Annotated in this window: 22 protein-coding genes and 1 tRNA gene; 11 read left to right on the plus strand and 12 right to left on the minus strand. The window is 61.3% G+C overall.

From position 1 onward, the window contains the following. The first annotated feature begins 356 nt into the window (after nt 1-356). Nucleotides 357-1,016, plus strand: coding sequence for a peroxiredoxin (locus tag HB676_RS29090; RefSeq protein ID WP_213741935.1), 660 nt, complete (start codon nt 357-359; stop codon nt 1,014-1,016). 119 nt (nt 1,017-1,135) lie between these two features. Here the strand turns inward: HB676_RS29090 and HB676_RS29095 are convergent, their stop codons facing one another. Continuing rightward, nucleotides 1,136-1,537 (minus strand): DUF2177 family protein, encoded by a 402-nt coding sequence (locus HB676_RS29095; RefSeq protein WP_213741936.1) that lies wholly within the window; start codon nt 1,535-1,537, stop codon nt 1,136-1,138. A gap of 114 nt (nt 1,538-1,651) precedes the next feature. On the opposite strand from HB676_RS29095, the gene HB676_RS29100 reads away from it, so the two are divergent. Together HB676_RS29100 and HB676_RS29105 are read left to right on the plus strand one after the other, a co-directional pair. After that, nucleotides 1,652-3,127 carry a deoxyribodipyrimidine photo-lyase gene (locus HB676_RS29100; protein WP_213741937.1) on the plus strand — a complete coding sequence of 492 codons (1,476 nt, stop codon included), beginning with the start codon at nt 1,652-1,654 and terminating at the stop codon, nt 3,125-3,127. 73 nt (nt 3,128-3,200) lie between these two features. After that, nucleotides 3,201-3,503 (plus strand): hypothetical protein, encoded by a 303-nt coding sequence (locus HB676_RS29105; RefSeq protein WP_213741938.1) that lies wholly within the window; start codon nt 3,201-3,203, stop codon nt 3,501-3,503. Nucleotides 3,504-3,590: 87 nt separating this feature from the next. Here HB676_RS29105 and HB676_RS29110 read toward each other — a convergent pair whose 3' ends face one another. The 3 genes from HB676_RS29110 to HB676_RS29120 form a co-directional block, all read right to left on the minus strand. Beyond that, nucleotides 3,591-4,463 carry a DMT family transporter gene (locus tag HB676_RS29110; RefSeq protein WP_213741939.1) on the minus strand — a complete coding sequence of 291 codons (873 nt, stop codon included), beginning with the start codon at nt 4,461-4,463 and terminating at the stop codon, nt 3,591-3,593. Between the two features lie 208 nt (nt 4,464-4,671). Then, on the minus strand, nt 4,672-5,091 hold the full coding sequence (locus tag HB676_RS29115) for a hypothetical protein (RefSeq protein WP_213741940.1): 420 nt from the start codon (nt 5,089-5,091) through the stop codon (nt 4,672-4,674). 121 nt (nt 5,092-5,212) lie between these two features. Then, nucleotides 5,213-5,659 carry a hypothetical protein gene (locus HB676_RS29120; RefSeq protein WP_213741941.1) on the minus strand — a complete coding sequence of 149 codons (447 nt, stop codon included), beginning with the start codon at nt 5,657-5,659 and terminating at the stop codon, nt 5,213-5,215. A gap of 256 nt (nt 5,660-5,915) precedes the next feature. On the opposite strand from HB676_RS29120, the gene HB676_RS29125 reads away from it, so the two are divergent. From HB676_RS29125 to HB676_RS29140, 4 genes are all read left to right on the plus strand, one after another. Further along, a complete protein-coding gene (locus HB676_RS29125; protein WP_213741942.1) occupies nt 5,916-6,173 on the plus strand; it encodes a hypothetical protein in 258 nt (85 codons plus the stop codon). A gap of 89 nt (nt 6,174-6,262) precedes the next feature. Beyond that, a tRNA-Arg gene (locus HB676_RS29130) sits at nt 6,263-6,339 on the plus strand. Nucleotides 6,340-7,031: 692 nt separating this feature from the next. Next, complete coding sequence (locus HB676_RS29135) at nt 7,032-7,238, plus strand: hypothetical protein (RefSeq protein ID WP_213741943.1); 207 nt, start codon at nt 7,032-7,034, stop codon at nt 7,236-7,238. A 12-nt stretch (nt 7,239-7,250) separates the two neighbouring features. After that, nucleotides 7,251-8,429 carry a cobalamin-independent methionine synthase II family protein gene (locus HB676_RS29140; RefSeq protein WP_213741944.1) on the plus strand — a complete coding sequence of 393 codons (1,179 nt, stop codon included), beginning with the start codon at nt 7,251-7,253 and terminating at the stop codon, nt 8,427-8,429. 141 nt (nt 8,430-8,570) lie between these two features. On the opposite strand, the gene HB676_RS29145 is transcribed toward HB676_RS29140, so the two are convergent. Continuing rightward, entirely contained in the window at nt 8,571-9,017 is a 447-nt protein-coding gene (locus HB676_RS29145) for a DMT family transporter (protein ID WP_213741945.1), read from the minus strand. 265 nt (nt 9,018-9,282) lie between these two features. Continuing rightward, entirely contained in the window at nt 9,283-10,272 is a 990-nt protein-coding gene (locus HB676_RS29150) for an alpha/beta hydrolase (RefSeq protein WP_249780525.1), read from the minus strand. 851 nt (nt 10,273-11,123) lie between these two features. Here HB676_RS29150 and HB676_RS34300 point away from each other — a divergent pair. Then, a complete protein-coding gene (locus HB676_RS34300; RefSeq protein ID WP_346347447.1) occupies nt 11,124-13,382 on the plus strand; it encodes a transcriptional regulator in 2,259 nt (752 codons plus the stop codon). Between the two features lie 231 nt (nt 13,383-13,613). Then, nucleotides 13,614-14,543, plus strand: coding sequence for a transporter (locus HB676_RS29160; RefSeq protein ID WP_213741948.1), 930 nt, complete (start codon nt 13,614-13,616; stop codon nt 14,541-14,543). 654 nt (nt 14,544-15,197) lie between these two features. On the opposite strand, the gene HB676_RS34155 is transcribed toward HB676_RS29160, so the two are convergent. The 3 genes from HB676_RS34155 to HB676_RS29170 form a co-directional block, all read right to left on the minus strand. After that, a complete protein-coding gene (locus HB676_RS34155) occupies nt 15,198-15,326 on the minus strand; it encodes a hypothetical protein (RefSeq protein WP_275944980.1) in 129 nt (42 codons plus the stop codon). A 42-nt stretch (nt 15,327-15,368) separates the two neighbouring features. Beyond that, nucleotides 15,369-15,848 carry a hypothetical protein gene (locus HB676_RS29165; protein WP_213741949.1) on the minus strand — a complete coding sequence of 160 codons (480 nt, stop codon included), beginning with the start codon at nt 15,846-15,848 and terminating at the stop codon, nt 15,369-15,371. Nucleotides 15,849-15,996: 148 nt separating this feature from the next. Then, nucleotides 15,997-16,593, minus strand: a complete 597-nt coding sequence (locus HB676_RS29170; RefSeq protein WP_213742023.1) for a hypothetical protein — start codon at nt 16,591-16,593, stop codon at nt 15,997-15,999. A 346-nt stretch (nt 16,594-16,939) separates the two neighbouring features. Between HB676_RS29170 and HB676_RS29175 the strand changes: the two genes are divergently transcribed. Continuing rightward, entirely contained in the window at nt 16,940-17,323 is a 384-nt protein-coding gene (locus HB676_RS29175) for a VOC family protein (protein ID WP_213741950.1), read from the plus strand. 232 nt (nt 17,324-17,555) lie between these two features. After that, nucleotides 17,556-17,903, plus strand: a complete 348-nt coding sequence (locus HB676_RS29180; protein ID WP_213741951.1) for a GrlR family regulatory protein — start codon at nt 17,556-17,558, stop codon at nt 17,901-17,903. A 33-nt stretch (nt 17,904-17,936) separates the two neighbouring features. On the opposite strand, the gene HB676_RS29185 is transcribed toward HB676_RS29180, so the two are convergent. From HB676_RS29185 to HB676_RS29195, 3 genes are all read right to left on the minus strand, one after another. Further along, nucleotides 17,937-20,612: a PAS domain S-box protein gene (locus HB676_RS29185; protein WP_213741952.1), complete on the minus strand. Its 2,676-nt coding sequence runs from the start codon at nt 20,610-20,612 to the stop codon at nt 17,937-17,939. Nucleotides 20,613-20,796: 184 nt separating this feature from the next. Continuing rightward, the gene (locus HB676_RS29190; protein ID WP_213741953.1) at nt 20,797-21,789 is read right to left on the minus strand and encodes a tripartite tricarboxylate transporter substrate-binding protein; all 993 of its coding nucleotides are present in this window, start codon (nt 21,787-21,789) and stop codon (nt 20,797-20,799) included. Nucleotides 21,790-21,892: 103 nt separating this feature from the next. Further along, nucleotides 21,893-22,690: an NUDIX hydrolase gene (locus HB676_RS29195; protein ID WP_213741954.1), complete on the minus strand. Its 798-nt coding sequence runs from the start codon at nt 22,688-22,690 to the stop codon at nt 21,893-21,895. Between the last annotated feature and the right edge of the window lie 31 nt (nt 22,691-22,721).

Here is a 22,721-nt window from a genome sequence, read left to right on the forward strand (position 1 = left end):
ATTTGCCTGCAGGCGTAAACGAGTGGTTAACGATTCGAAACTTGGATCGCGAGATTTTTAGATGGTGGCTGATTTGTCGCTGTGACCTACGTCACGGTTCAAGGTGGCGTCAACCCGGACCGGAGGCTATGGGCGGGACAAGTGGCAACATCGGGGCACTTCCGTTCACGAAATAGCGCGGCTTTTTTGCCGCACCCTCCCCAATCAATGCCAAGAACATGCCAAGAATTGATGGCATCGGGGAAAGATCATCCTTATGGAGGTTTCTTTTGAGCCCCCTGTTCACTTAAACGGGTTCTCCCCCTATAGTTCGGACGACGAATTTACCTGTAACTAGAATGACATGAGGACGACACATGGCTCTCCAGATTGGCGCAGTGGCCCCGGACTTCGAGGCCGAAACTACCGAAGGCAAAATCAAGTTCCACGACTGGATCGGCAATAGCTGGGCGCTCCTGTTCTCGCATCCGAAGGACTTCACCCCGGTCTGCACCACCGAGCTCGGCGCGCTGGCCAGGCTGAAACCGGAGTTCGACAAGCGCGGGGTCAAACTGATGGGGCTGAGCGTCGATCCCGTCGACAAGCACGCCAAATGGTCCGAGGACATCCGGGAGACCCAGGGCACGGCTCCGAATTATCCGATGATCGGCGACACCGATTTCAACGTGTCGAAGCTGTACGACATGCTGCCGGCCGCAACCTCCGGCGACGCCGGCGCCCGCACCGCCGCCGACAACCAGACCGTCCGCAACGTCTTCATCATCGGGCCGGACAAGAAGATCAAGCTGGTGCTGGTCTATCCGATGACGACGGGCCGCAATTTCCAGGAAATCCTGCGCGTGATCGATTCCCTGCAGATGACCGCCAAGCACCGCGTCGCCACCCCCGCCGACTGGAAGCAGGGCGACGACGTGATCATCGCGGGCTCCGTCAGCGACGATGAAGCCAAGACCATCTATCCCGCCGGCTGGAAAGCGCCGAAGCCGTATCTGCGGATCGTGCCGCAGCCGAAGTAAACTACCGAGACTGTCATTCCGGGGCGATGCGCAGCATCGAACCCGGAATCTCGAGATTCCCCGATGCGCAATTGCGCATCTGGGGTCTGGTGCTAGCGCACCATCCCGTAATGACTCCCTCAAATCTTGCGCACGATCGCATTGGCGACCAACAGCCCGATCGTAGACGACACCGCCGTCACGAACGTGCCCCAGCTCACATCGACCATGACCACCGGCCAGGTCCAGTGTTTCAGCAGCGACAGCGATGTGAGCTCAAACGTCGCGTAGCAGAAAAATCCGAACAGTCCGCCGTAGAGCAATGTCGACTGCCAGGTCGCGCCGGCCTGCCCGTTGACGAAAATCAGGATGCCACCGACGTAAAGCAGATAGAACAGGATCGCCGGCGCGAGCCTGATCTCGCCCAGCATGTCGCCTACCTGTGAGGTGAAGAAGCCCTTGGCGACCAGGCCCAGAAACAGGAAATCGATCGGGATCAGCACGATCAGGGTCGCCAGATAGAGAACGACATAGCGGTTCACAAAAGCCTCCAGCGCTGTTGGCGCATGCCCTCGATGTAGTACGTATGAGGGCGGGCAGAGTTGCAATATCCCGTCCGCATGGACCTAAAGCGCCCCTTGCGAGTTGAGCGCCTGATGCCCAGTCCATCCGCCCCGCCCTGCCAATCCTCCCTGCCTTGTATCGTCTGGTTTCGCGACGACCTGCGGCTCTCCGATCATCCCGCTCTGCACGCCGCGTCGAAGACGGGCCGGCCGGTCATCTGTCTTTACGTCCTCGATGAGCCATCTCGCGTACCAAATATGCGCCCGCTTGGTGGCGCGGTTTGCTGGTGGCTGGCGCAATCGCTGCGCGCCCTGCAGGAACGCCTCGCCACCGCCGGCGCGTCGCTGCTGTTGCGCCGGGGGCCTGCGGCCAAGATTATCGCCGAACTGGCGCGCACCACCGGCGCGGATGCCGTGTTCTGGAACGAGATCGCGCAGGCGCCGGAACTAAAAATCGCCGGTCAGGTTGAAGCAGCGCTCAAGGAGATCGGCGTCGCGGCGCAAAGTTTCCCGGGCGATCTCCTGGCTGCCCCCGCCAGCATCCGTAACAAGGAGAACCGCGGGCTTCGCGTGTTCACCCCGTTCTGGCGGCGGGTGCAGGCCCTGGGCGATCCACCGAAGCCGCTGCCGGCGCCCAAGCGCCTGTCCCCGGGGCCGGATGTTGCGGGCGATGCGCTCGAAAGCTGGCGCCTCGAACCCACGAAGCCGGACTGGGCCGGTGGGCTGCGCGAGAACTGGACACCGGGCGAACTGAACGCCCAGCGGCGGCTCAAGGAGTTTCTTGCAGGCGACGTGGCGGGCTATGCGAGCCGGCGCGACCGGCTCGACGATACCGGCACGTCAAGGCTTTCGTCACATCTGCGCTTTGGCGAAATCAGCCCGCGTCAGGTCTGGTATTCAGCGCATTTTGCAGCCGCCGAGCGCCCTGCACACTCCGCCGACATCGACAAATTCCTGAGCGAGTTGGGCTGGCGCGACTTCTGCCGCCATCTGCTGTTTGACGTGCCGGACCTCGCGACGCGTAACCTGCAGCCGTCGTTCGATGCGTTTCCCTGGCGGCACGACGACCAAGCGCTGCAGGCATGGCAACGCGGCCAGACCGGCTATCCCGTCGTCGACGCCGGGATGCGCGAATTGTGGCACACCGGCGTGATGCACAACCGGGTGCGGATGGTGGCGGCCTCGTTCCTGGTCAAACATCTCCTGATCGACTGGCGTGCGGGCGAACAGTGGTTTTGGGACACGCTGGTCGACGCCGATGCCGGGAGCAATCCGGCCAACTGGCAATGGGTCGCGGGCTGCGGCGCCGATGCCGCACCTTATTTCCGCGTGTTCAACCCGATCCTGCAGGGTGAGAAATTCGATCCCGACGGCGCCTATGTCAGGCGCTGGGTGCCGGAACTGGCAGCCTTGCCGGCCAACCTGATCCACCAGCCCTGGACCGCCGCCCCGCTCGAGTTGAAAGGCGCCGGCATCGATCTCGGCAAAACCTATCCGGAGCCGATCGTCGATCACAAGATCGGTCGCGAGCGCGCGCTCAAGGCCTACGCAAAGGTCCGCGCGGCGTGACGAAAGAGGCATCTCTTTAACACGCGCACGAATCCAGCTATCGTTATCGCTTCGATAAACCCTGGGGGATGATATGGACGACGAGAAAACCGTTTCTGAGCCGATAACAGATACGACACCCGCCGCCGAGCCAGCGCCGGTCGCGGCCGCCAAACCGGCCGTCAAAAAGAAGAAGGCCAAGAAGGCTGCGAAGAAAGTAGCGTCGAAGAAGGCAGCGAAGAAAGCCAAGAAAGCTACAAAGAAGGCTTCCAAGAAGTCCTCTGCAAAGAAATCTTCAGCAAAGAAATCGGCCAAGAAGGCCGTCAAGAAATCAGCCAAGAAGGCTTCAAAGAAAACTTCGAAGAAGAAAAAGAAGGCCAAGAAGTCGAAGCGCTGAGGCGATCGATTTGGCATTTTGCGAAGGCCTCCGGATCGACACCGGAGGCTTTTGTTTTTGAGACTGGTTATTTTAAAACAGCCCTGCTCACGCGCGCCGGTTAACCAGAAACACCGCAGCCGCACAGGCCGTCATGCCGACGATCGCGATGACGTCGAGCCGCTCGCCGAACAGCACGTAAGCCATCGCGGCCGTCACCGCCGGCACCAGATAGAACAGGCTTGCGACCGAGGTGGCAGCCGAGCGGCGGATCAGCCAGTACAGCAGGCCGATCGACCCGATCGAGAGCACCACCGCGAGCCAGATCACCGCCAGCACGAATTCGCTGGTCCAGTGCACCACGCGGGTTTCGAAGATCGCGGACGCCACACCAAAAAAGATCAACACCGCGATGTACTGGACGAGATTGCCGGTGCGCCAGTCAATCCCGCCGCAAAAGCGCCGCTGGTAGAGTGTGCCGAGCGTGATGCTGATCAGCGATACGCCCGAGGCCAGCCAGCCCCAGCCGGCGTCTCCGCTCATCGGCCGGCCGTGCAGGATCAACACCACGCCGGCGAGCCCGAGCAGCAAGCCGGTCCACTGCAGCGGCGTGACGCGCTCGCCAAGCCAGCGGTTTGCCAACGTCGATGTCAGGATCGGCTGCAGGCCCGGGATCAGCGCCGAGAGCCCGGCAGGAATCGAATGCGCGATCGCGACCGCCGTTCCACCGAGATAAAATCCGTGCACCAGAAGCCCCGCGACGACGCTGTGCCCAATGCCCGACCGGTCCGGCCATGGCGGCCGTGCGATCGCGACCACGACCACCAGCAGCGCCACCACAATGGCCATGCGAATGGCGAGATAGGTCAGCGGCTCCGAATTGTGCAGCACATATTTGGTGGCAACAAAGCCGGTGCTCCAGAGCACGACAAAAATCGCCGGCGCCGCGCGCGCGGCCAATTTCTCAAAGTCTGTGCTCATTTGCGGCTTTGCTTGCCTGACAATATGCTGCGCGGCAATCGCAAATCCGGTCACGCCGGGCGAGGCGAGCGACGTCAGCGCCGACCAGACATGCTTTGTCGCGAGACTGCGTCAAAGCAGCAGTGATAGCCCCATCGATCGGAAACCGGCAGCTATCGACGGACACCCCACCGCACCGGCGCGGTGCAGCACATCTCGATCGCTTCGCTTAGCCCTTTAAAGCGTCAGCGGCGACCTCCGCAAGCACGCCGAGATCGACATCCCGTGTGGATTTGAATTTGATGCAGTATCCAGTGATTTTGGCCTTCCCGAGCCGCGATCCATAGGTCTCGGACAGGTAGTTCTTGTTCTTGAGACCCATGACGTAGACCGAGATTCCGGACGTATTGGCGCTCAGGCCGATCTTGTAGAACGCTTTCGAATTCCCGTTGGCATAGCGAAGCGTCTCTGACCCATATCCAATACATGGATTAGAAACGATCTTGCCGTCGTCGTTCCTGCCATCCAGGAACCAGAGTTTGGTGCCGGTCGAAATCGCCAGGATACGCCGATGCAGATCTCGCAATTCCTCGCACTTGGCCGGTGACTGATCGCCGATGTACCTGTCGATCTGCTCACGCACGCTCATGCAAAGGATCTTCCTTTCCTTGATCGATAATCGTCAAGTATGAAAATGCGGCTGCACAAAGCGCCGAGCTGGCAGCTTATCAAGCCGTTGGGTTCGACCTTCCCCCGGGCACAACCCGAAATCAAAATTCTTCCGGACAGGGATCGACGATCTTCCACAGCTCTGCGCCGTTGGTGATCTTCTTCATCTCCGGGGTCAGGCCGCCATTGCGGCGGATCCAGTCTTTCACGGTGTTCGGATAATAGGACATCAGGTCCGACGTCCCCTCCGAGCTCGTGACCTTGATGCCGAAGGTGAAAGCCTTGTCGTAATAGGCTTGGTGAAAGCCGAGGCTGGCGCGCGGCGTCACGCAAATCTTGTTCATCGGCACGATGCCGAACACCAGCGTGCAGGCGGAGTTGCAGATCCCGTCGATGATCACGCGCTCATGGCGATCGCGGATGCGCGCATACTTGGCCTTGTATTCCTCGACATAGCCGCCGTGATCCCGGGTGATATGCAGATCGGCGCGCGCCGGCGCCGCGGCCAGCACGAACAGCAACAGCAGGGGAATGAACGTGATGCGCATGGATCGATCGGGAACCAATGAAGCCTGCCGGGACAATTAAGCCAGTCGGGGATTCGGGAAAACGGCCCTTAAGGCGGACCAGACGGCACAACTCTGGCCTTACTGTGTTGGAAATTCGTTAAGCATGCCTCCGGGGCCAAAAAACGGCGTTCTGTGACAAATTTTCCTCAGTTTTCCGGGTCTGCCGCTTTGGAAAGACATGCAATTGGCCTAAAATGCCTTATCTTCACAGACTTGGCTTTCACAGGGGAACCGGATGACCCGTTTGAAGTTTTTCGCCGCCGCGGCCGTTCTGGCCACGCTGGCCGCGTTGCCGAACCAGGCGCAGGCGCGTCGTTACCATCACCATCATTACGCATACGGCCTCCCTTATTCGATCAGCTACATCCACAATTACGGCCCTGGCATCGAGCCCGGTACCTTCGCCTATTATGATGGTCCCTCGAGCAACGCCTGCCGCTGGAGCGCCTCCAGCTATCGCGGCGAGGACGGCCGCAGATACCCCTGCTCCTGAGCGGTTCTGATCCCGGCTCGATTGCCTGAGCCAACGGGCCTGACGGGCCGCTGGCCCTGTCAGACCAAGTCTGGTAATCGAGCCCGCACGCACTCGTAGCTCAGCTGGATAGAGCATCGGATTTCGATTCCGAGGGTCGGGAGTTCGAATCTCTCCGAGTGCGCCATTTGCTGTCGCCGACGAAGCGTGGCGTCTACGCATCTTTCTTTCGTCGCGCACGCGGGGACCGATACGCCGCGGCCTATCGTTCAAGAATGCTGTTGGACGACTTCGAACCACACAACGTCCTGTGGTTATGGGTCCCGGCGTTCGCCGGGACGACACTGAATGTGACGCGCCATCGCCGATTCAAATTTCAAACAGCCAAGACATCAAGCGCAAACACAACTTACATCAAACGCAAACACACCTTCGCATCCCCGCGACGCATTACGCCCGAGTCATGCCAGAAATTTCCGCCCATAAACCAGAGGGCGTGGGGAATGCCGGGTGCTCGATGCACCCGCAGCCGCGCGTGTAGTGGGTGGTAGCACGCGCGTTAGTCACCACGAGCACACCGGAGAACCCGGCATTCCCGCACGCGATGGTGTTAACGGTTTCCTTCGCGCTCTCCCCGGTGATCGGGCTCTTTTGTCACCGTCGCCTCGCAGATATTTCCGCAAGACTTGAACGCCAGCGTCGAGGCGTCAGGACCACACGACTTCGCCGTCCGCTTCACGCGCCATTCGTCAAAGGCGCATCAGCGTCCACCGCATCCCGTCCCGCGTCCGTGACGATCGCGATACGCCCCTCCAGTGGGACGAGACAGCGCGGATTCTGCTTTGATTTGGGTTGCTTTGCGAAGGAGTTTATTTTTGCGTGTCCAACTGGACAGATGGAATCATGTTGATCCGCTTCAAGAAATCAGGTTTTAAAAACTTTGAAACGTGCCTTGAAAAGACGACCGTCTGCGCCGCGACGATTGCCCCTCTCCCACGAACGCCGCTGGTGCGCGTGAGCTGGTTACGATACGGTCGCCGCAAATCCAGCCTTTGGGCCGGCGCAATTAAGCCAAACCTTCAATGAGAGCTTGAACCCATGCGACGCAGCGAAGACCGTATTCTCACCACCCATACCGGCAGCCTGCCGCGACCGCCGGAATTGACGAAGCTGTATGCCCGGCATGTGCGCGGCGAAGCCGTCGATGCCAGCGAAATCGCGCGGGCCGGCCATGCCGCCTTGCAGGGGATCATCCCAAAGCAGATCGCCGCCGGCATCGATATCGGCAACAATGGCGAGCAGCAGCGCGAGGGTTTCTTTCTCCATGTCCGGCACCGGATGACCGGGTTTGGCGGCACATGGAAGCGCTGGCCGCGCGCCGATGTCGAGCAATACCCTATTTTCAAGCAGGCACTGGAACAGCAAAACACCGGCAAGGAAATGGTCAGCAATTTCGCGCCGCCAAAAGTCATCGGCGAGATCAAGTATATCGGCGTCGCGGAGGCCGAGCGTGAATGCACCGATTTCCGCGAGGTGCTCAACGAACGCGCGACATCGGGCCAAAAGGGATTCATGGAAGCGTTTCTCACCGCGCCCTCGCCCGGTATTGTCGTGGCCGCGATCCGCAACGAGCATTACGACACCGAGGACGCGTACCTCGCTGCCGTCGGCCGGGCGTTGCAGGTCGAATATGAAGCCATCGTCGCGCAGGGCTTTCTGCTGCAACTGGATTGCCCGGATCTCGCACTGGAGCATCACATCTCGTTTCAGAATCGCCCGCAGTCCGATTTTCTCGATTTCGTCGAGCGCGTGGTGGCGACGATCAACGTCGCGCTGCGCAATATTCCGCGCGAAAAAGTTCGCATGCATGTGTGCTGGGGCAATTACGAGGGACCGCACGATCGCGACGTGCCGCTGGCGACGATCCTGCCGCTGATCGCCAAAATGAATGTCGGCGCGCTGGTGCTGCCGTTCGCCAATCCGCGCCATGCCCATGAAGTGCGCTGTCTCGAGGGATCAGCGATCTCCGACGACCAGATCGTCGTCGCCGGCGTTATCGATTCCCTGACCAACTTCGTCGAGCATCCCGAGGTGATCGCCGAGCGGATCGAACGCGTCGTCAAGACGCTGGGCGACAAGGGCCGCGTCATTGCCGGAACCGATTGCGGATTTGACACCTCCGCCGGTGCCGGCCGCGTCGCGGAGGATGTGGTATGGGCCAAGCTGGCGGCCTTGCGTGAGGGCGCGGATATCGCCTCACGCCGGCTGTTCTCGTAGGCCTGAACAAAATCTGATAAGCGGCGGTTTGGGTGAATCGGCTCGCCGCCGGTTCAATTGCTACTCACCTTGCGGGAGGATACAGGCCGCCTCGGCGGCCGCTCTTTCCAGATACGGCTACGCCAGCGATGCCGACCCATGTCAGCGTCGGATCAGCACGACGCCACCGATCAGCAGGGCAACGCCCAACAAGCGCGGAACGTCAATCTGCCGCTCAGGCATGCCGAGCCAACCGAATTGATCGAGAGCCAGTCCGGCAATCATCTGCCCGGTGACCAACAACGCGATGTACCCTGCCCCGCCCAATTTTGGGATCGTGACGATAGAGATCGCGACAAAGATCGCGCCGAGTATGCCGCCGCCCCAAGCCCAGAAAGGCACCCTGGCAATGCTAGCGGAAGAAGGTATGGGGTCGCGAAGCGCCGTCGCGAGACACACCATGAAGATGATACCGAGGAAGTAGCTAACAAAGCCGGACCAGGCCGCGGAGTTCAGCTCTGCCCGTAGATTTGCATTCAGAGCCTGCTGAACGACCAAGCTTACACCGGCGCTGATCGTGAGAAGGGCGGGCCAAATAAGGTTCTGCATTGAGGTCTTTCCAGCTTTCGGAAAGGCACCTTTAACCCGAGTCGCGACCTCGCCTGAAATCAAGCCCCCTGCTGCTTTCGATCAGATTGCGGGTTTGAGACCTTCGCCGGCGCGAGTCACGTCACGGAGGACGTGGTGTGGCCAAGCTGACAGCCCTGCGTAAGGGCGCTGATATCGCCTCACGCAGATTGTTCTCGTAGGATTTGTCACCGCGTAAAAAAAGGAGCGGACGACCGTCTCGCCGTCCGCTCCTTTCAAATCTGGATCAGGGCGCCAGACGAGCCTTGATCTCCGCCGAGATCTGACGGATCGCGGCCTGCGGCTCGGGGTCGGTCAGGATACCGTTCAGCAGGACGAAGTCATGGATCATCCCGTTGTAACGGGTGGCGATCACGGAAACCCCGGCTTCCTTGAGCTTGCGGGCGTAGGCCTCGCCTTCGTCGCGCAACGGGTCGTTCTCCGAGGTGATGACCAGGGCCGGCGGAAGACCGCTTAGCTCCTGCAGGCTGGCGCGCAGCGGCGAGACATAACGGTTGTCGCGGGTCTTGGCATCCGGCGCGTACAGATCCCAGCCGTACTTCATGAAGGCGCGGGCCAGGAAACGCCCGGTGCCGAATTCATGATAGGATCCGGTATCGACGCTGGCGTCGGTCGCCGGGATCATCAGCACCTGATAGCTGATCTTGGGTCCGCCACGGTCCTTGGCCATCAGCGTCAGCGCAGCGCTCATGTTGCCGCCGACCGAATTGCCGGCCACCGCGATCCGGCTGCCGTCCGCGCCAAACTCTCCGGCATGGGCCGCCACCCACTTCAGCACGGCATAGGATTGATTGAGCTGAACGGGGAAACGCGCCTCAGGCAAGGACGTGTACTCAACGAACACGCCGATCTGACCGGAGCCGACCACCAGGTCGCGCAGCAGACGCTGATGGTTCTGGAAGTTGCCGACGATCCAGACGCCGCCGTGAATGAACAGCAGCACGCCGGGCTTGCCGGCGATCTGCTCCGGTTTCATGATATAGATCTTTACGCTTTGACCATCCTGGGTGATGGTCTGCTCGGTTGTGCTCACCCCCGACATGTCGACTGGAGTCTTGTTCTGCAGGCCGGTCAGGATGTCCTGCGGCTTCGGCTGGGGAAGCTCCCAGAACGGGCTTGGATCCTTGTTGATCTCGCGCAGGAAAGCGCGAACCTGCGGGTCAATGCGAGGATCGGTTGCAGGATCCGGCGTTGCGGCTTGCGTAGTTTGCGTCATAACCGTGGCTCCAAGAAGGATTGTTGAAAGAAAAAGAAGAAGGGTGCGTCGCATGTGTTACCTCTGTCGCTTGCCGGTGGTCGCATCCACGAACACGTCGCGTGTGGCGGGGGTTCAATGCTGCGTTAACGGATTGCCCGACCGTCCGATGTTCACCGTCACGACCAACGTCTAAGCTCGTTTCACGGGTGAATTCCCTGAGCCTGTGCTGAGAAGTTCTGAGGATTGCCTGATCTACAGGGGACGCCGACTTGACAGAGCAAAGCCCACAAGCCGGTGACCCGCCCAATGGATGGGAGATCGATCTCAGCCGGCGCGAATTGCGGTCCCGTGGAGCCTCTGTTCCGATCGGGAGCCGGGCATTCGAGATCCTCGAGGTTCTGGCTCGATCAAGCGGCGAGCTCGTCAGCAAGTACCACCTGATGGAGCGGGTATGGCCGGGCGCGGTCGTCGAGGAAAACACGCTGCAATTTCATATATCGGCGATCCGGAAGACGCTCGGCAGCGACCGCGGTCTGCTGAAGACGGTACCCGGCCGAGGCTATCGCCTGCTGGAGCGCTGGAGCATCCTGGAGGCGGCCGAACCGGGGCATCGGTTCGATAACGCAGCGCGCAATCCGAAACAGCCCTTTCGAACCAATGTGCCGCTTGCAGGATCGGCCCTGATCGGCCGAGGCGAGCCACGGCGGCATCTGCTGGAAGTCCTGTCGGCCTATCGTGTCGTCACGCTGACCGGACCGGGCGGGATCGGAAAGAGCGTCCTGGCCCTTGAGGTTGCGCGCAGCATCTTTCCGACGCTTGAGGGCGACTGCTGGATCGTTGAGCTGGCCTCGCTGTCGGACCCGGCGCTGGTGCCCGCGGCGGTTTCTGTCGCACTCGGACTGAGGATCGCGGGCAGCGTGATTTCGGCCGAATCCGTAGCCCGGGCGCTCGACAGAGAGAAGCTGCTGCTCGTGCTCGACAACTGCGAACACCTGGTCGATGCCGTAGCCAAGCTCGCGGAAACGATCGTTCGTCTATGCCCGAATGCGTCAGTGCTTGCGACCAGCCAGGAGATCCTGAGGATCGAGGGCGAATACGTCTATCGCGTTCCGCCGCTCGACGTGCCGCCTTCGCGCCGCGATGACAAGGATATCATTCGTGAGTACAGCGCCGTTCAACTGTTCAATGCCCGGCTGATCGCCCTCGACGCCGGCTCGTCGGCCTACCCGGAAAATCCGCCGCTCATTGCCGCGATCTGCCGGCACCTCGACGGCATCCCGCTTGCCATCGAATTTGCGGCGGCGCGCGTCGCGACGCTGGGACTTCAGCAGACGGCTGACCTTCTCGGTGATCGCTTCAGTCTCCTGACAGCCGGCCGTCGAACGGCCCTGCCCCGACATCAAACCCTGCGCGCGGCGCTGGACTGGAGCTACGAGCTGTTGCCGGAGGCGGAACGAATCCTGCTGCGTCGATTGGCGATTTGCGCGGGCGAGTTCACGCTCGAGGCGGCGACGGCGGTCATGGGTGATGCCGGCGTGACGACCGCCACGGTTGCCGAGGGGATCGCGAGCCTGGCCGCGAAGTCGCTGGTATCGCTGGATGCATTGGCGCCCTCAGGCCGCTGGCGATTGCTCGAGACTATCAGGGCCTATGCGCTCGACAAGCTGACCGGGAGCGGTGAAGCGGAAGTCATTGCTCACCGCCACGCGGTGTTCTTTCGCGATCTGTTTGCAATGGCCGCCGATGGCCCATTCGTGGACTTTCATAATCTGCCCCGTTACGCCCGGGATCTCGACAATATGCGAGCGGCGCTTGGCTGGGCCTTCTCTCGCGGCGCCGAGAAAGTCGACATTGGAATCGGACTTGCCGTCGCCGCCGGGCCCGTCCTGCTGGCAACGTCCATGCTGCCTGAATGTCATCGCTGGTCTGAGCAGGCGCTACTGGCCCTCGACGATTCCAGGCGCGGAACGACCGATGAAATGCGGCTACAGGCCAACCTGGGCTATTCACTGATGTTTACGGGCGGCGGGGCCGACAAGACGCAAGCGGCGCTGGATAGAAGCCTCTCCATCGCCGAGGATTGCGGCGAAGTCTCCTATCAAATGTGGCTGCTCAGCGCGCTGAACATCTTCCACTTTCGCGCGGGCAATTCCAGGCTGACACTGCAATGCGCAAGACGCAGTCTGGCAGTAGCCGAAGCCATCGACGACCCGGCGGCCTTCGCATTGGCGCATTTCGTGCTCGGGAACTCACTCTATTTGCTCGGCGATCTCAAAGGCGCCCGCGCGGAGTTCGAGACGGCAATACAGAACAGGTCACGCGCACAGCGCGCCAGCAAGCTCTTTTTCGGCTTTGACGTCGCCGCCCCGGCCGCCATGGGGTTGGCGAGCACGCTATGCCTGCAGGGCTATCCGCGTCAGGCCACCGAACAGGCGCACCGGATCCTCGAGGATGCCGTTCAGATCAAGCACTCGGTAACATTGAGCCTGACTTTGATACACGCCGTCTTGCTGTTCCTTTGGACCGGCGATCTGCAAGCCGCCGAGAATGTCATCGACTGGTATATCGCCAATGGCCGATCCCATTCCTTGAGGATGCAGGTCGTGGTCGGACGTGGTTTCAAGGCGCTACTGGCGATCAGCCGCGGCGATCCGCAAACCGGAACAGATATCTTGCAGAGTTGCGTGCAGGAGCTTCGCGCGGCGAGCTATGGGATGATGGCTTCGCCATTCAACATTTCGCTCGCGGAAGGGTTGGCCGCAACCGGCCGATTTGACGAAAGCATCAGCGTGATCGATGACGGCATCCAACTGGTCGAGGCGAACGGCGACCTCATCTATATGACCGAGTTGTTGCGGGTGAAAGGCACCCTTCTGCTCGCAATGCCTGAGCCTCGCGTCGCGGAGGCGGAAATGCTCCTCATCCGCTCGATTGAACTCAGTCGTCAACAAGGCGCGCGTGCCAGCGAACTGCGCGCTGCGACCAATCTGGCAGAGCTGATGAGCGCTCAGGGACGACGCGAGGATGCCCGATCGCTTCTGGAGCCATTATTCGAACGGTTCGAAGGCCGCGACACGGCAGATCTGAAGGCCGCAGAACGTTTGCTGGCGACCTTGCATCAGGTCTAGTCTGGTGGCAGTGGAATTTCAGCTTGAACCGCGCCACGGGGTCGCCCAGGCAAAGCTCCATGCGAGCCGAGCCGAATATTCAAGCTGATGCCGCTTTATTCGGCGGCCGCGATGACGGAAGATGACATCCGATCAAACGATCGAGTGATCCTCTCCGGCGCGCTATTTTGACATCAAATTCAACGATAAGATTTTCCGGCAATAGCGCAAAAATGAGTTGGACCCGTTTCAGTGGCGCCCGTCGTAATCTCTGGACATCTCGCGTCGTGGCGACCAGCAGCCAAATGGGCCGGCCTGGCGGCAGCTTTGGCGATTGGCGTTGCCGCGCTGCCCGGTTTGGCGCGTGCGGATGATGCCGCGCCGGCCAATCCGAACGCGCCCGACAAGAGCGGCTACACCTTGCTCAATCCGACGCCGGACGACCAGATGCGGAAATTTGCGCCGGATCGGCCCACCAAAGGATTTTCGGTGCGCACGGTCGACGCCGGTCATGTCGAAGTGGAAATGGACACTTTCAACGAGACCTATACCCGATATCTCGGTGTCATCACGCGCAGCATTCAAACCTTCGACCCCAATGTGAGGATAGGCCTCACCAATTCCACGGAGTTTGAAATCCAGTTCAATGGATGGCAGTCATCGCACTCGGAAAGCCAATCCGGCGCCCTCATCGCGCAGGGCGCGGGCTTTGGCGATGTCGTGCTGCGAACGAAAATGAATCTGTTCGGCAATGATGACGGCCCGGTCGGCCTCGCGATCATTCCCTTTATCAAGGTGCCTTCGTCGGCGCCCGTGATCAGCAACGGCGCGGTCGAGGGTGGCCTGATCGTGCCGCTCGCGCTGCGCCTGCCGCAGGATTATCTCGTCACCCTGATGACCGAAGTGGATGCACTCAAGGACGACCTCAATCACCGGGAAGCGAACTTCGTCAATCTCGTCGGCGTCAGCCATCCGCTTCCCGGGATCGAAGGCGCCAACGCGATGGTGGAATTGTTTTCGTCCGTCGGCGCCGACCGGGCAACGTCACCGATCTACACGCTCGATCTCGGCATGAACTTCCGGCTGGACAAGCACACGATCTTCGATGTCGGCCTCAACCTCGGGCTCAACAACGCTGCGCCGAAGGTGCAGGTTTATACCGGCATATCGGCCCGCTTTTGAACCGCCGGCGACATCCTTCGAGACGGCGCTTTCACGTGTCCTCCAAGTGAAGGTCAAAACTGTGGCCCGGATGAGCGCAGCGACATCCGGGAGCAAACGCAAAATCAGCCCCGGATGTCGCTGCGCTCATCCGGGCTACCGGTGGAGTAATTCGAACGAACCGGAAAGTACCTTAACAGCCGCGGCAGATGCTGCCGATCTTCCGGTCAAGTTCCACATCGTCGGGATGACGCGACTCCGAAACGGTGGACGAACTACCGCGCCTGGGTTGCGCCGGTAGCGGCGCATCTCCGGTCAGGCGTGCGTCTGATGTCAAAGACGGCGGGACGGATGGATTGGCCGGCCTCACTCCGACGTGCCGCATGTGACCGTGCCCCGACCGTCCGTGCGGGTGGCCATGACCACCCCGGGCGGAAGCATAGGTGCTCCCTGCCAACGTCAAAATTATCCCCGCCAGGATCAGCTTACGCATACGCATTACAATTTACCCCTGCCCCAGATTTCCTGGTTTGAGTGCCCGATTTCACCGCTTGGAGGGCCCGGGCACCGTGCCAGATTGTCAGCCCGCCACACTATCCAGTGCGAACCGCCCCGGTCAATCAATCCCGCCGGGCCGCACCGGCGCGCCGGCAACGACCGCCGCCTGCCTCTCCATCAGGATATGGCGTTATGTCCGATCCGCTCGAACGTCCGCCAGCCCATCCGCATATGCAATTTTTCGTTGTGCGGCGTGAACGGATATAGCCGCGCGAAGCCCAGCCTTGCGGCCTCGGCGAGCGCCATCAGACGGTTGCTTGATCCCCAATGGGAGAGGTGCTGGCTGGCCTACCAGATCGCGTTCGGGAATAAACCGAAGCGCGGCTGTTGCGCGACCAAGAAGACCGGCTGGCCGGATCGGCTCTTCGGAGCCGTCTTGCTCGCAACGGTCCTGCGTTTGGGCAACAGCTTCGGCTCGGGCTTTTTGGCTTCCGGCGTTTGCAGTTCGGGTGTTTGTGTTTGCACCTGATTTGTCTGCAACTGCGCGAAGGCGTCCCGCATGCGCACCGGCGCAGTCGTGTCTGCCGGGACATTATTCGCCGCCACCACTACCGCCGCAGGCGCGACCGCCGGCAGGCTGGTATCGAACTCTACCCGTTCCGGCCACTTTTGAATGGAGTGAATCCGGATCACCGCGATATCCGATGCCATATTTGCTGCGGTGCTTACATTACCGGCGGCCGGCAATTTCGGGAGGTACGCATCGACAGCGAACAGCAACAGGAGCAACGCTGTGCCGACAAAGAGAAAATATCGCAACACGGGCATCTCGGCGTCGCTCCATCCGCGCCAGCACGCGGTTCATCCGATTAACTGGGGATGATGCCGTTCGTTCCAAGCCCTGCTCGGTCCAACGTAACAACGAAGTTACCGCTTCACTACCGCGTGACTTCAAAGGCACCGGATTCGGAAAGTTCTAAATTCGCGTGGCCGTGACCAGCGAGCATTTCGCGCCGCTGGCATTGACGTTGACGAAACCGACATGCAGGCGGGCGAAGGTTTTTCGGCTCTTCATATTCACGATGTCTGGAATTAACCGCGAGCGGTCGGTCAAATGGCTGCCGTCGCGGCGGGCGAAGGCACAGGAAATCTCGATATCCCTGACCGCGTAATTATTGCTGTTACGCAGCGTGAAGGTGATCAGGGCCTTCGATCCGAACCCGCCCCTGCGCCAGGATTGCGATGAAATCTTCAGCCCGTCGAGCGGCGTCGCCTGCTCCGGCGTAATCGCTTCCGAGGTCGCGGGGTTGAAGGCGACAGGTTTTATGGCAGGGTCCCCGGCCGGCGGCGCGGGGTCCGTCACCGCAGCGATCACCGGTTCGCCCTCGGCGGGCTTGCTGGCGTAGCCCGACACCAGCATCCACGTTCCCAGCCCCGCGATCAGGACAGCCGGTAGCCAGACCAAACCGAACTTGAAATATCCGGTGAGCGCTTTTCCGTGCAGCCTTCCGTGCCAGCCGCTGGTGGGCCTCGCCAATCCGATCCATTCGAAACGATCAAGCCCGCTGTTCATGGCCATGCCACCGTTTGCCGCGAAACCGGCCTGCCCGTCGCTGCAACGCAAAAAGCCGCGCGGGCATGACACCGCACGGCTTCTGACACGACTGCCGATTGCGCGGTTCCGCCGTCATTTAGTCAATCCATCACGCCCAAAATGGTTGCACCCCGCTGTAACAATATTGGACGGAATGCAATTGGCGGGACGCTCATGGCTCAGGCAGCAGTCATTCAAGACGGCTCAGCCCAAGGGGATGGCATTGCCGGAAAGCCGCCGCTAAATTGACCGCCGCGATCCCAATATCGCAGTCCAGCAACAAGCCGCGACAGGCGGCGCCCGAACAGCAAAGCGGAGACCAACGATGCCGACAGTGACCTGGGACCATATTCATCTGCGCAGTCCCGATCCGGAGGCGATGGCCGCCTGGCTTGAAGACATTCTCGGTGGCGAGATCGTCCGCGGACCCGGGCGCATCGACGTCAAGCTCGGTGGCGCCAACATCTTCATTGCGCCGGTCACGGCGGGCGACGGCGTCCACACCCCGCCGGTCACGCCCTATCAGGGCCTCGATCATTTCGGCCTGTCTGTAAAGGACATCGACGCGGTGGCTGCCGAGATCAAGGCCAAGGGTGTCGAGTTCACCATGGAGCCCAACAATATCAGGCCGGGCATCCGCATCTGCTTCATTCGCGGACCGCAGGGCATCTCGGTCGAACTCCTGGAGCGCGACAAGAAATATACCTGAGAAAGCGGCGCGAATCCGCGGCCGAACGGCCCGTTCGGCTGTCTGACCGGTTCCATATGACAGAAAACGAGCCGGACTTGCCGACTGTCATTTTCTTGTCATGTCCTTCGGCTGGATTCCGGGCATAGCGCAGCGTGCGATGTCAGCGGTTAACCTTATCACGTTGACGCTGCGACCCGCTTTGGCATAACAGAATGGCGACTCCGTCCAAACGGAGCGCTACCGGGGCGTCATGAAGAACGGTCTATATTCGATTCACGTCAGCTTGCAGGACGGTCGTTCCGGCAAGGGCAGCGGTGTTGTCATGTTTCGGGATGGCAAGATCCTCGGCGGCGACGCCTATCTGTATTATATCGGCAGCTACACGACCAAGGGCGATACCTTCAAGGGCGAGGTCTTGATCCAGCGCCATACCAGCAGCCCCGACGTCAATCCGCTGTTCGGCGGCCCCGCCCCGGTGGGCGTCGGTGTCTCCGGCACCTTCACCGGCACCTCGGGCGTGATGGACGGAACGGCGCTGGTCGGCAAGGCCAGCCAGATTTTCAAGGCCACGCTGCGCCGGCTGGCCGAGACCGATTAGAGCGTTTTCGAGCCAGACCCCTTACAGGATCGGCTATTCCGCCGCCTGCTCCAGCGGCGCGACGCGGGGCAGGACGATCTGGATTCGTGTGCCGTTGCCGGGCTGGGAATCGAGGTCGAGCCGGCCGCCCAGACGGTTGGTCACGATGCTGTAGACGATATGCAGGCCCAATCCGGTGCCGCCCTGATCGCGGCGCGTCGTGAAGAACGGATCGAAGGCGCGGCGCCGCACGTCGAGGCTCATGCCGCAGCCGTCGTCGGAAAAAATGACCTCGACATTGTCCTTGCCGGATTCCCGCACCTTGATATCGACCGAGCCGGGCCTGCCGTCCGGGAACGCATGCGCCACCGCGTTGAGGAACAGATTGGTGAGCACCTGTCCGTAAGGCCCGGGATAGGAGTTCATGGTCAGATTGGGCTGGCAGTCGACATTGAGCGTCAAATGATGCTTTCGCAGGCCCGGCCGCAAACTCATCACGACCTGCTCGGTCAGATCGCCGAGATCGAAAGTCCGCTGGTCCGAATAGTTGCGGTCCGCCGCGACCTGCTTGAACGAGGTGATCAGTTCGGCGGCGCGATTGAGATTGGCCACCAGTTGCGACGCGGCATCGCGGCTGGTTTCCAGAAAATCATTGAGGCTCGAGCGCCTGAGATTGCCGCGCGCCACTTCGCCGGCGAACATCGCGGTCTTGCGCTCCAGCGATGAGGCGACCGTCAGGCTGATGCCGACGGGATTGTTGACCTCGTGAGCGACGCCCGCCACTAGCCGCCCGAGGGCCGCGAGTTTTTCGGCTTCGATCAGGGAGTTCTGGGTTTCCCGCAAATTGCGCAAGGCAGCCTCGGCGGCATCCTTGGCCTTGCGCATTTCCTGTTCGCCGCGCTTGCGCTCGCCGATGTCGAGCGCGACCGTGACGATGCTCTCGATCTCGTCATTGATGTCCAGCAGCGGAAGCTTGTTTACCAGCCAATGCCGCAGATTGCCGGTGGAATCGAGATATTCTTCCTCGTAGAATCCGAGTTCCCTGCCCCCCGCCAGCACCCGCCTGTCGGCATCATCGGTTTTTCTGGAGCCATAGCGCGACATCAGATCGGAGGTGGTGCGGCCGATCGCATCCGCCGGCTCGATGCCGAAAATACCGGCCATATAACGGTTCATCAGGATGTAGTGCAGTTGCTTGTCCTTGACGTTGATCACCGCCGGCACGGTATCGATCACCTGCTGCAGCAACCGCCGTCCCTCGGCGATCGCGTCTTCGGCGCGCTTCTGGTCGGTGATGTCACGCAATGTCCCCTCATAGCGAATGACCTCGCCGGCATCGTCGCGCACCACCGTGGCGCTGTCGGACAGCCAGAGAATATCGCCGGAACGTCGACGCACCTGATATTCGAATTCGCGCACCATGCCGTCGCGCTGCATCAGGTATTGATATTGCTCGCGCGCCGCTGCATGAACATAGATCGTGTGCGAAATATCCGTGATGCTGCGGATCAGATCCTGCGGTGTGTCATAGCCCATCATCCGCGCCAGCGCCGGATTGGCATTGAGAAGCGCGCCGGCCGGCGTTGTCACGTAAATTCCGTCGACCGAGCCTTCGAACAGCTTGCGATAGCTTTCCTCGGCCAGCCGCTGTTCGGCCAACGCATGGATCGCGGCTTCACGTGCGGTGTCGGCATCGGCCAGCGAGCGGCGAAATACCTCCGCGGCACGCGCGATGTCACCGATTTCGTTTTTCACGTCGGTTGCCGGGATCGACGCGTTCTTCTCACCGCCGGCGAGTGCGCGGATCGCTTTCGCGATCGCTTTGAGCGGACGCACGGTCCAGCGCACCACAAACAGCGCCGCGGCAAGCCCGATCAACACGCCGGCGGTGCCGAGAATGATGCTTTGCCATTTATCGTGGGTCAGCGTTCGGGCGAAATCCATCGACAGCAGACGGCCACGGTTGGCGCTGAGATCGCGCAACAAATCGGTGACGCGGCCGATCATCTGGCCTTCCGTACCCAGCACCTCCTTGTCGAGCCGGGCGATCTGGCTCTCCGCGCCAGAGATCGACATGATGGCATCGGCATAGGCATTGGTCGCGGAACGCAGCGCGGGATCGTCGATCGCCACCGACCGCATGCTTTGTGCGGACTGCTCGGCGGACACGGGATCATGGGCCAGCAAGGCTGCCGCGATCTGGTTTTGCGCCCGGAACAGGTTTCTCGCGGTAGCCCGGTCGGACACCTCCGCGATGGCCTTCTCGAACCGCTCGCGAATGGCCGGCAAAGCCGAGATCAGTTCCGCACGGCGCTCGATCAGAGCTGTGACGCGCTCCATGCCGCTGCGATAATTAGCCAGCCGCTGCGTTACGCCATCGATCATTTCCTGCTGCTCGGGGGCCAACTGCAGGCGCGTTTTCTTCAACAGCGCACTCAATGAGGAGGCCGCCTCCCAGGCCTGACTGGACGGCCCCGCCGGATCGGTGACGAAATCGCGCGCCGCCAGCCGCAGTTCGTTGGTGCGGCGGTCGATTTCCTCCGCCACGTCCCCAATGCTCTGGAGGTGCTGCAACTCGGCAAAGGTTGCGTTGATATGACGGATCGAGACCACGCTGGCGACGCTGGTGATCACGATCATCGCCAGCAGCAGCGCAAAACTGGCAAAAGTCAGTTGCCCGATCGACAGCGAGAGCGATCGTATTCGTCGGACAATTGCGGCAAAGGCCATGGGGTGTTGGAACCGGCTCGGGAAAATTCGCTTTACGGGCAGGAATATACGCCGGAAAGCCCCCCAAGGGGAACATGCCGGACACGTCCACCCATGATCCCGGCGGCCTGATGCCGCCAAGCACGACTAACCAGGCACCGCTAATGAGGGTTTTGGGGCCTTCAATCGGAACATCCATTTACCCTCAATCCGGCGGGATACCGCCGTCCTTGACCACTTTGGCCCAGAGCGCGACGTCGGCCTTGATGATGTCGGCGAACTGCGCCAGCGGCGCGCTCCTGGCCGCGCAGCCGGCAAGGTCGAGCTTCTGCTGCACCTCCGGCGACGCCAATGCGGCTTCCAGCGCCTTGCTGATGCGCGCCACGATCGGCTCGGGCGTGCCCGCCGGCACCACGATCCCGAACCACGGCGTCACCTGCGCCTCGGCAAAGCCCTGTTCCGCCATGGTCGGCACCTCAGGGAAATATTTCGAGCGGCCGTCGCCGATCGCAGCGATGATCCGGATCGAGCCGGTCTGGACCTGCGCCAAGGCCTGGTTGGCGGATAGGAAGGTCGAGGTGATCAATCCGCTCGATATATCCGCCACCATCTGCGGATAGCCGCGATAGCCGACCGCCGTCACTTCAATGCCGGCCAGCCGCTTGAACAGTTCGAACCCGAGATGCCCGGTCGATCCCTTGCCGGGATGGCTGTAATTCAACCGGCCCGGCTTCTCCCGGGCCAGTGCGACATATTCGGCTACATTCTTTACCGGCAGCGAGGTCGGGACGATGAAGAAATTCGGCGCCCGGCAGATCTGCCCGACCGGAGTGAAATCGTGCAGCGGATCCCAGCGCAGCGAGATGTTGAGCGAGGGGCTGGCGGTGAAGTACGTCGTCACCATCAGCCAGGTGTATCCATCCGGCGCTGAGCGCGCGGCCTCTTCGGCGGCAATCGAGCCGTTGGCGCCGGATTTGGATTCCAGAATGATCGATCCGTTCCATTGCGTCGCCATGTTCTGAGCGACGATGCGCCCGAACACGTCGACCACGCTTCCGGCTGAGTAAGGAATGAGAACGCGCACCGGCCGGCTGGGGAAATTCTCCTGCGCCGCGGCCAAGCCGGTCAGCGTCAGCGATGTCAGCCACGCCGCCATGAGCGCGCCGAAGCGCCACATCCCCATGGTGCGTGTCTGCATGGAACGCGCCCTGCCCTGATCACTTTACGGCGCTTTTAAAACGCCATTTTTGGTCAGGATGCCGACAATCGCCGCGGGCGGCAAGAACAAAGGCCGACGGATGCTACACCGCGCCGACTTCAAACACCTCGCCATCATAGCCGGCTTCAGGCGGGATACGGAGCTGACGGCCGCCGTTGAGTTTGGTCATCACGGGCATCACGGTCACGACCGGTTTCCCACGACTATCATCCAGCGCGGATTTCACGCTGGACTGCTTGCCGAGCTTGATCAGGTTGCGCGTGGTCGGAAACGGCAATTTGAACCGTCCGCTCTCGCCGCCCGCCAGCGCCTCGCGCGGCGACAGCCAGATCGAGTCGGTGGATTCCCGCCCGTCATGGGCGCCGATCTGCTCCGGCGGTGCGGCGGCAAGAAAGAACCAGGTGTCGAACCGCTTCGGCATGCCAACCGGCGTGATCCAGTGCGCATAGGGCACGAGTTCATCGAGCGCCAGCCGCAGGCCATTATCCGCCAGCACTTTTAAAAACGTCGTCTTTCCGTCGCACAAAGCCGCACGGTGCGACGCTGCGATCTTGGCGGCGCGCTTGGCGTCGACAAGGTCGTCCGATCCATCGGCGTGCGCCAGCAGGATGCCGCTTTCTTCAAACGTTTCTCGGATCGCGCCGATCCGGAAACTCAAACTGGCTTCGTCGAGCCCCTCGCCGCCGGAATACAGCGCGGGATTGGCGATGATCTCCTGATCGCCCTTGTCGACACTGCCGCCGGGAAACACCAGCGCGCCCGAGCTGAAATCGATCTCGTAATGGCGCACCATCATGAAGACTTCGATTTCATGAGCGGCGTTGTCGCGCAGCAACAGGATCGTGGATGCAGGACGCGGCGCGACGGCTTCAGTGGACATCAACGTTAAATCCCTCTCCTCGTCCTGAGAA

Origin of the sequence: Bradyrhizobium sp. dw_411 (assembly GCF_018449695.1) — a bacterium.
In the GTDB taxonomy this organism is placed as follows: domain Bacteria; phylum Pseudomonadota; class Alphaproteobacteria; order Rhizobiales; family Xanthobacteraceae; genus Bradyrhizobium.

Excerpts from the sequence above, each read along its gene's own strand:
- HB676_RS29090 (WP_213741935.1), top strand. The coding sequence starts at position 357 with ATGGCTCTCCAGATTGGCGCAGTGGCCCCGGACTTCGAGGCCGAAACT.
- HB676_RS29100 (WP_213741937.1), top strand. The coding sequence starts at position 1,652 with ATGCCCAGTCCATCCGCCCCGCCCTGCCAATCCTCCCTGCCTTGTATC.
- HB676_RS29105 (WP_213741938.1), top strand. The coding sequence starts at position 3,201 with ATGGACGACGAGAAAACCGTTTCTGAGCCGATAACAGATACGACACCC.
- HB676_RS29110 (WP_213741939.1), bottom strand. The coding sequence starts at position 4,463 with ATGAGCACAGACTTTGAGAAATTGGCCGCGCGCGCGGCGCCGGCGATT.
- HB676_RS29115 (WP_213741940.1), bottom strand. The coding sequence starts at position 5,091 with ATGAGCGTGCGTGAGCAGATCGACAGGTACATCGGCGATCAGTCACCG.
- HB676_RS29120 (WP_213741941.1), bottom strand. The coding sequence starts at position 5,659 with ATGCGCATCACGTTCATTCCCCTGCTGTTGCTGTTCGTGCTGGCCGCG.
- HB676_RS29125 (WP_213741942.1), top strand. The coding sequence starts at position 5,916 with ATGACCCGTTTGAAGTTTTTCGCCGCCGCGGCCGTTCTGGCCACGCTG.
- HB676_RS29140 (WP_213741944.1), top strand. The coding sequence starts at position 7,251 with ATGCGACGCAGCGAAGACCGTATTCTCACCACCCATACCGGCAGCCTG.
- HB676_RS29145 (WP_213741945.1), bottom strand. The coding sequence starts at position 9,017 with ATGCAGAACCTTATTTGGCCCGCCCTTCTCACGATCAGCGCCGGTGTA.
- HB676_RS29150 (WP_249780525.1), bottom strand. The coding sequence starts at position 10,272 with ATGACGCAAACTACGCAAGCCGCAACGCCGGATCCTGCAACCGATCCT.
- HB676_RS34155 (WP_275944980.1), bottom strand. The coding sequence starts at position 15,326 with ATGGCGCTCGCCGAGGCCGCAAGGCTGGGCTTCGCGCGGCTATATCCG.
- HB676_RS29165 (WP_213741949.1), bottom strand. The coding sequence starts at position 15,848 with ATGCCCGTGTTGCGATATTTTCTCTTTGTCGGCACAGCGTTGCTCCTG.
- HB676_RS29170 (WP_213742023.1), bottom strand. The coding sequence starts at position 16,593 with ATGAACAGCGGGCTTGATCGTTTCGAATGGATCGGATTGGCGAGGCCC.
- HB676_RS29175 (WP_213741950.1), top strand. The coding sequence starts at position 16,940 with ATGCCGACAGTGACCTGGGACCATATTCATCTGCGCAGTCCCGATCCG.
- HB676_RS29180 (WP_213741951.1), top strand. The coding sequence starts at position 17,556 with ATGAAGAACGGTCTATATTCGATTCACGTCAGCTTGCAGGACGGTCGT.
- HB676_RS29185 (WP_213741952.1), bottom strand. The coding sequence starts at position 20,612 with ATGGCCTTTGCCGCAATTGTCCGACGAATACGATCGCTCTCGCTGTCG.
- HB676_RS29190 (WP_213741953.1), bottom strand. The coding sequence starts at position 21,789 with ATGCAGACACGCACCATGGGGATGTGGCGCTTCGGCGCGCTCATGGCG.
- HB676_RS29195 (WP_213741954.1), bottom strand. The coding sequence starts at position 22,690 with ATGTCCACTGAAGCCGTCGCGCCGCGTCCTGCATCCACGATCCTGTTG.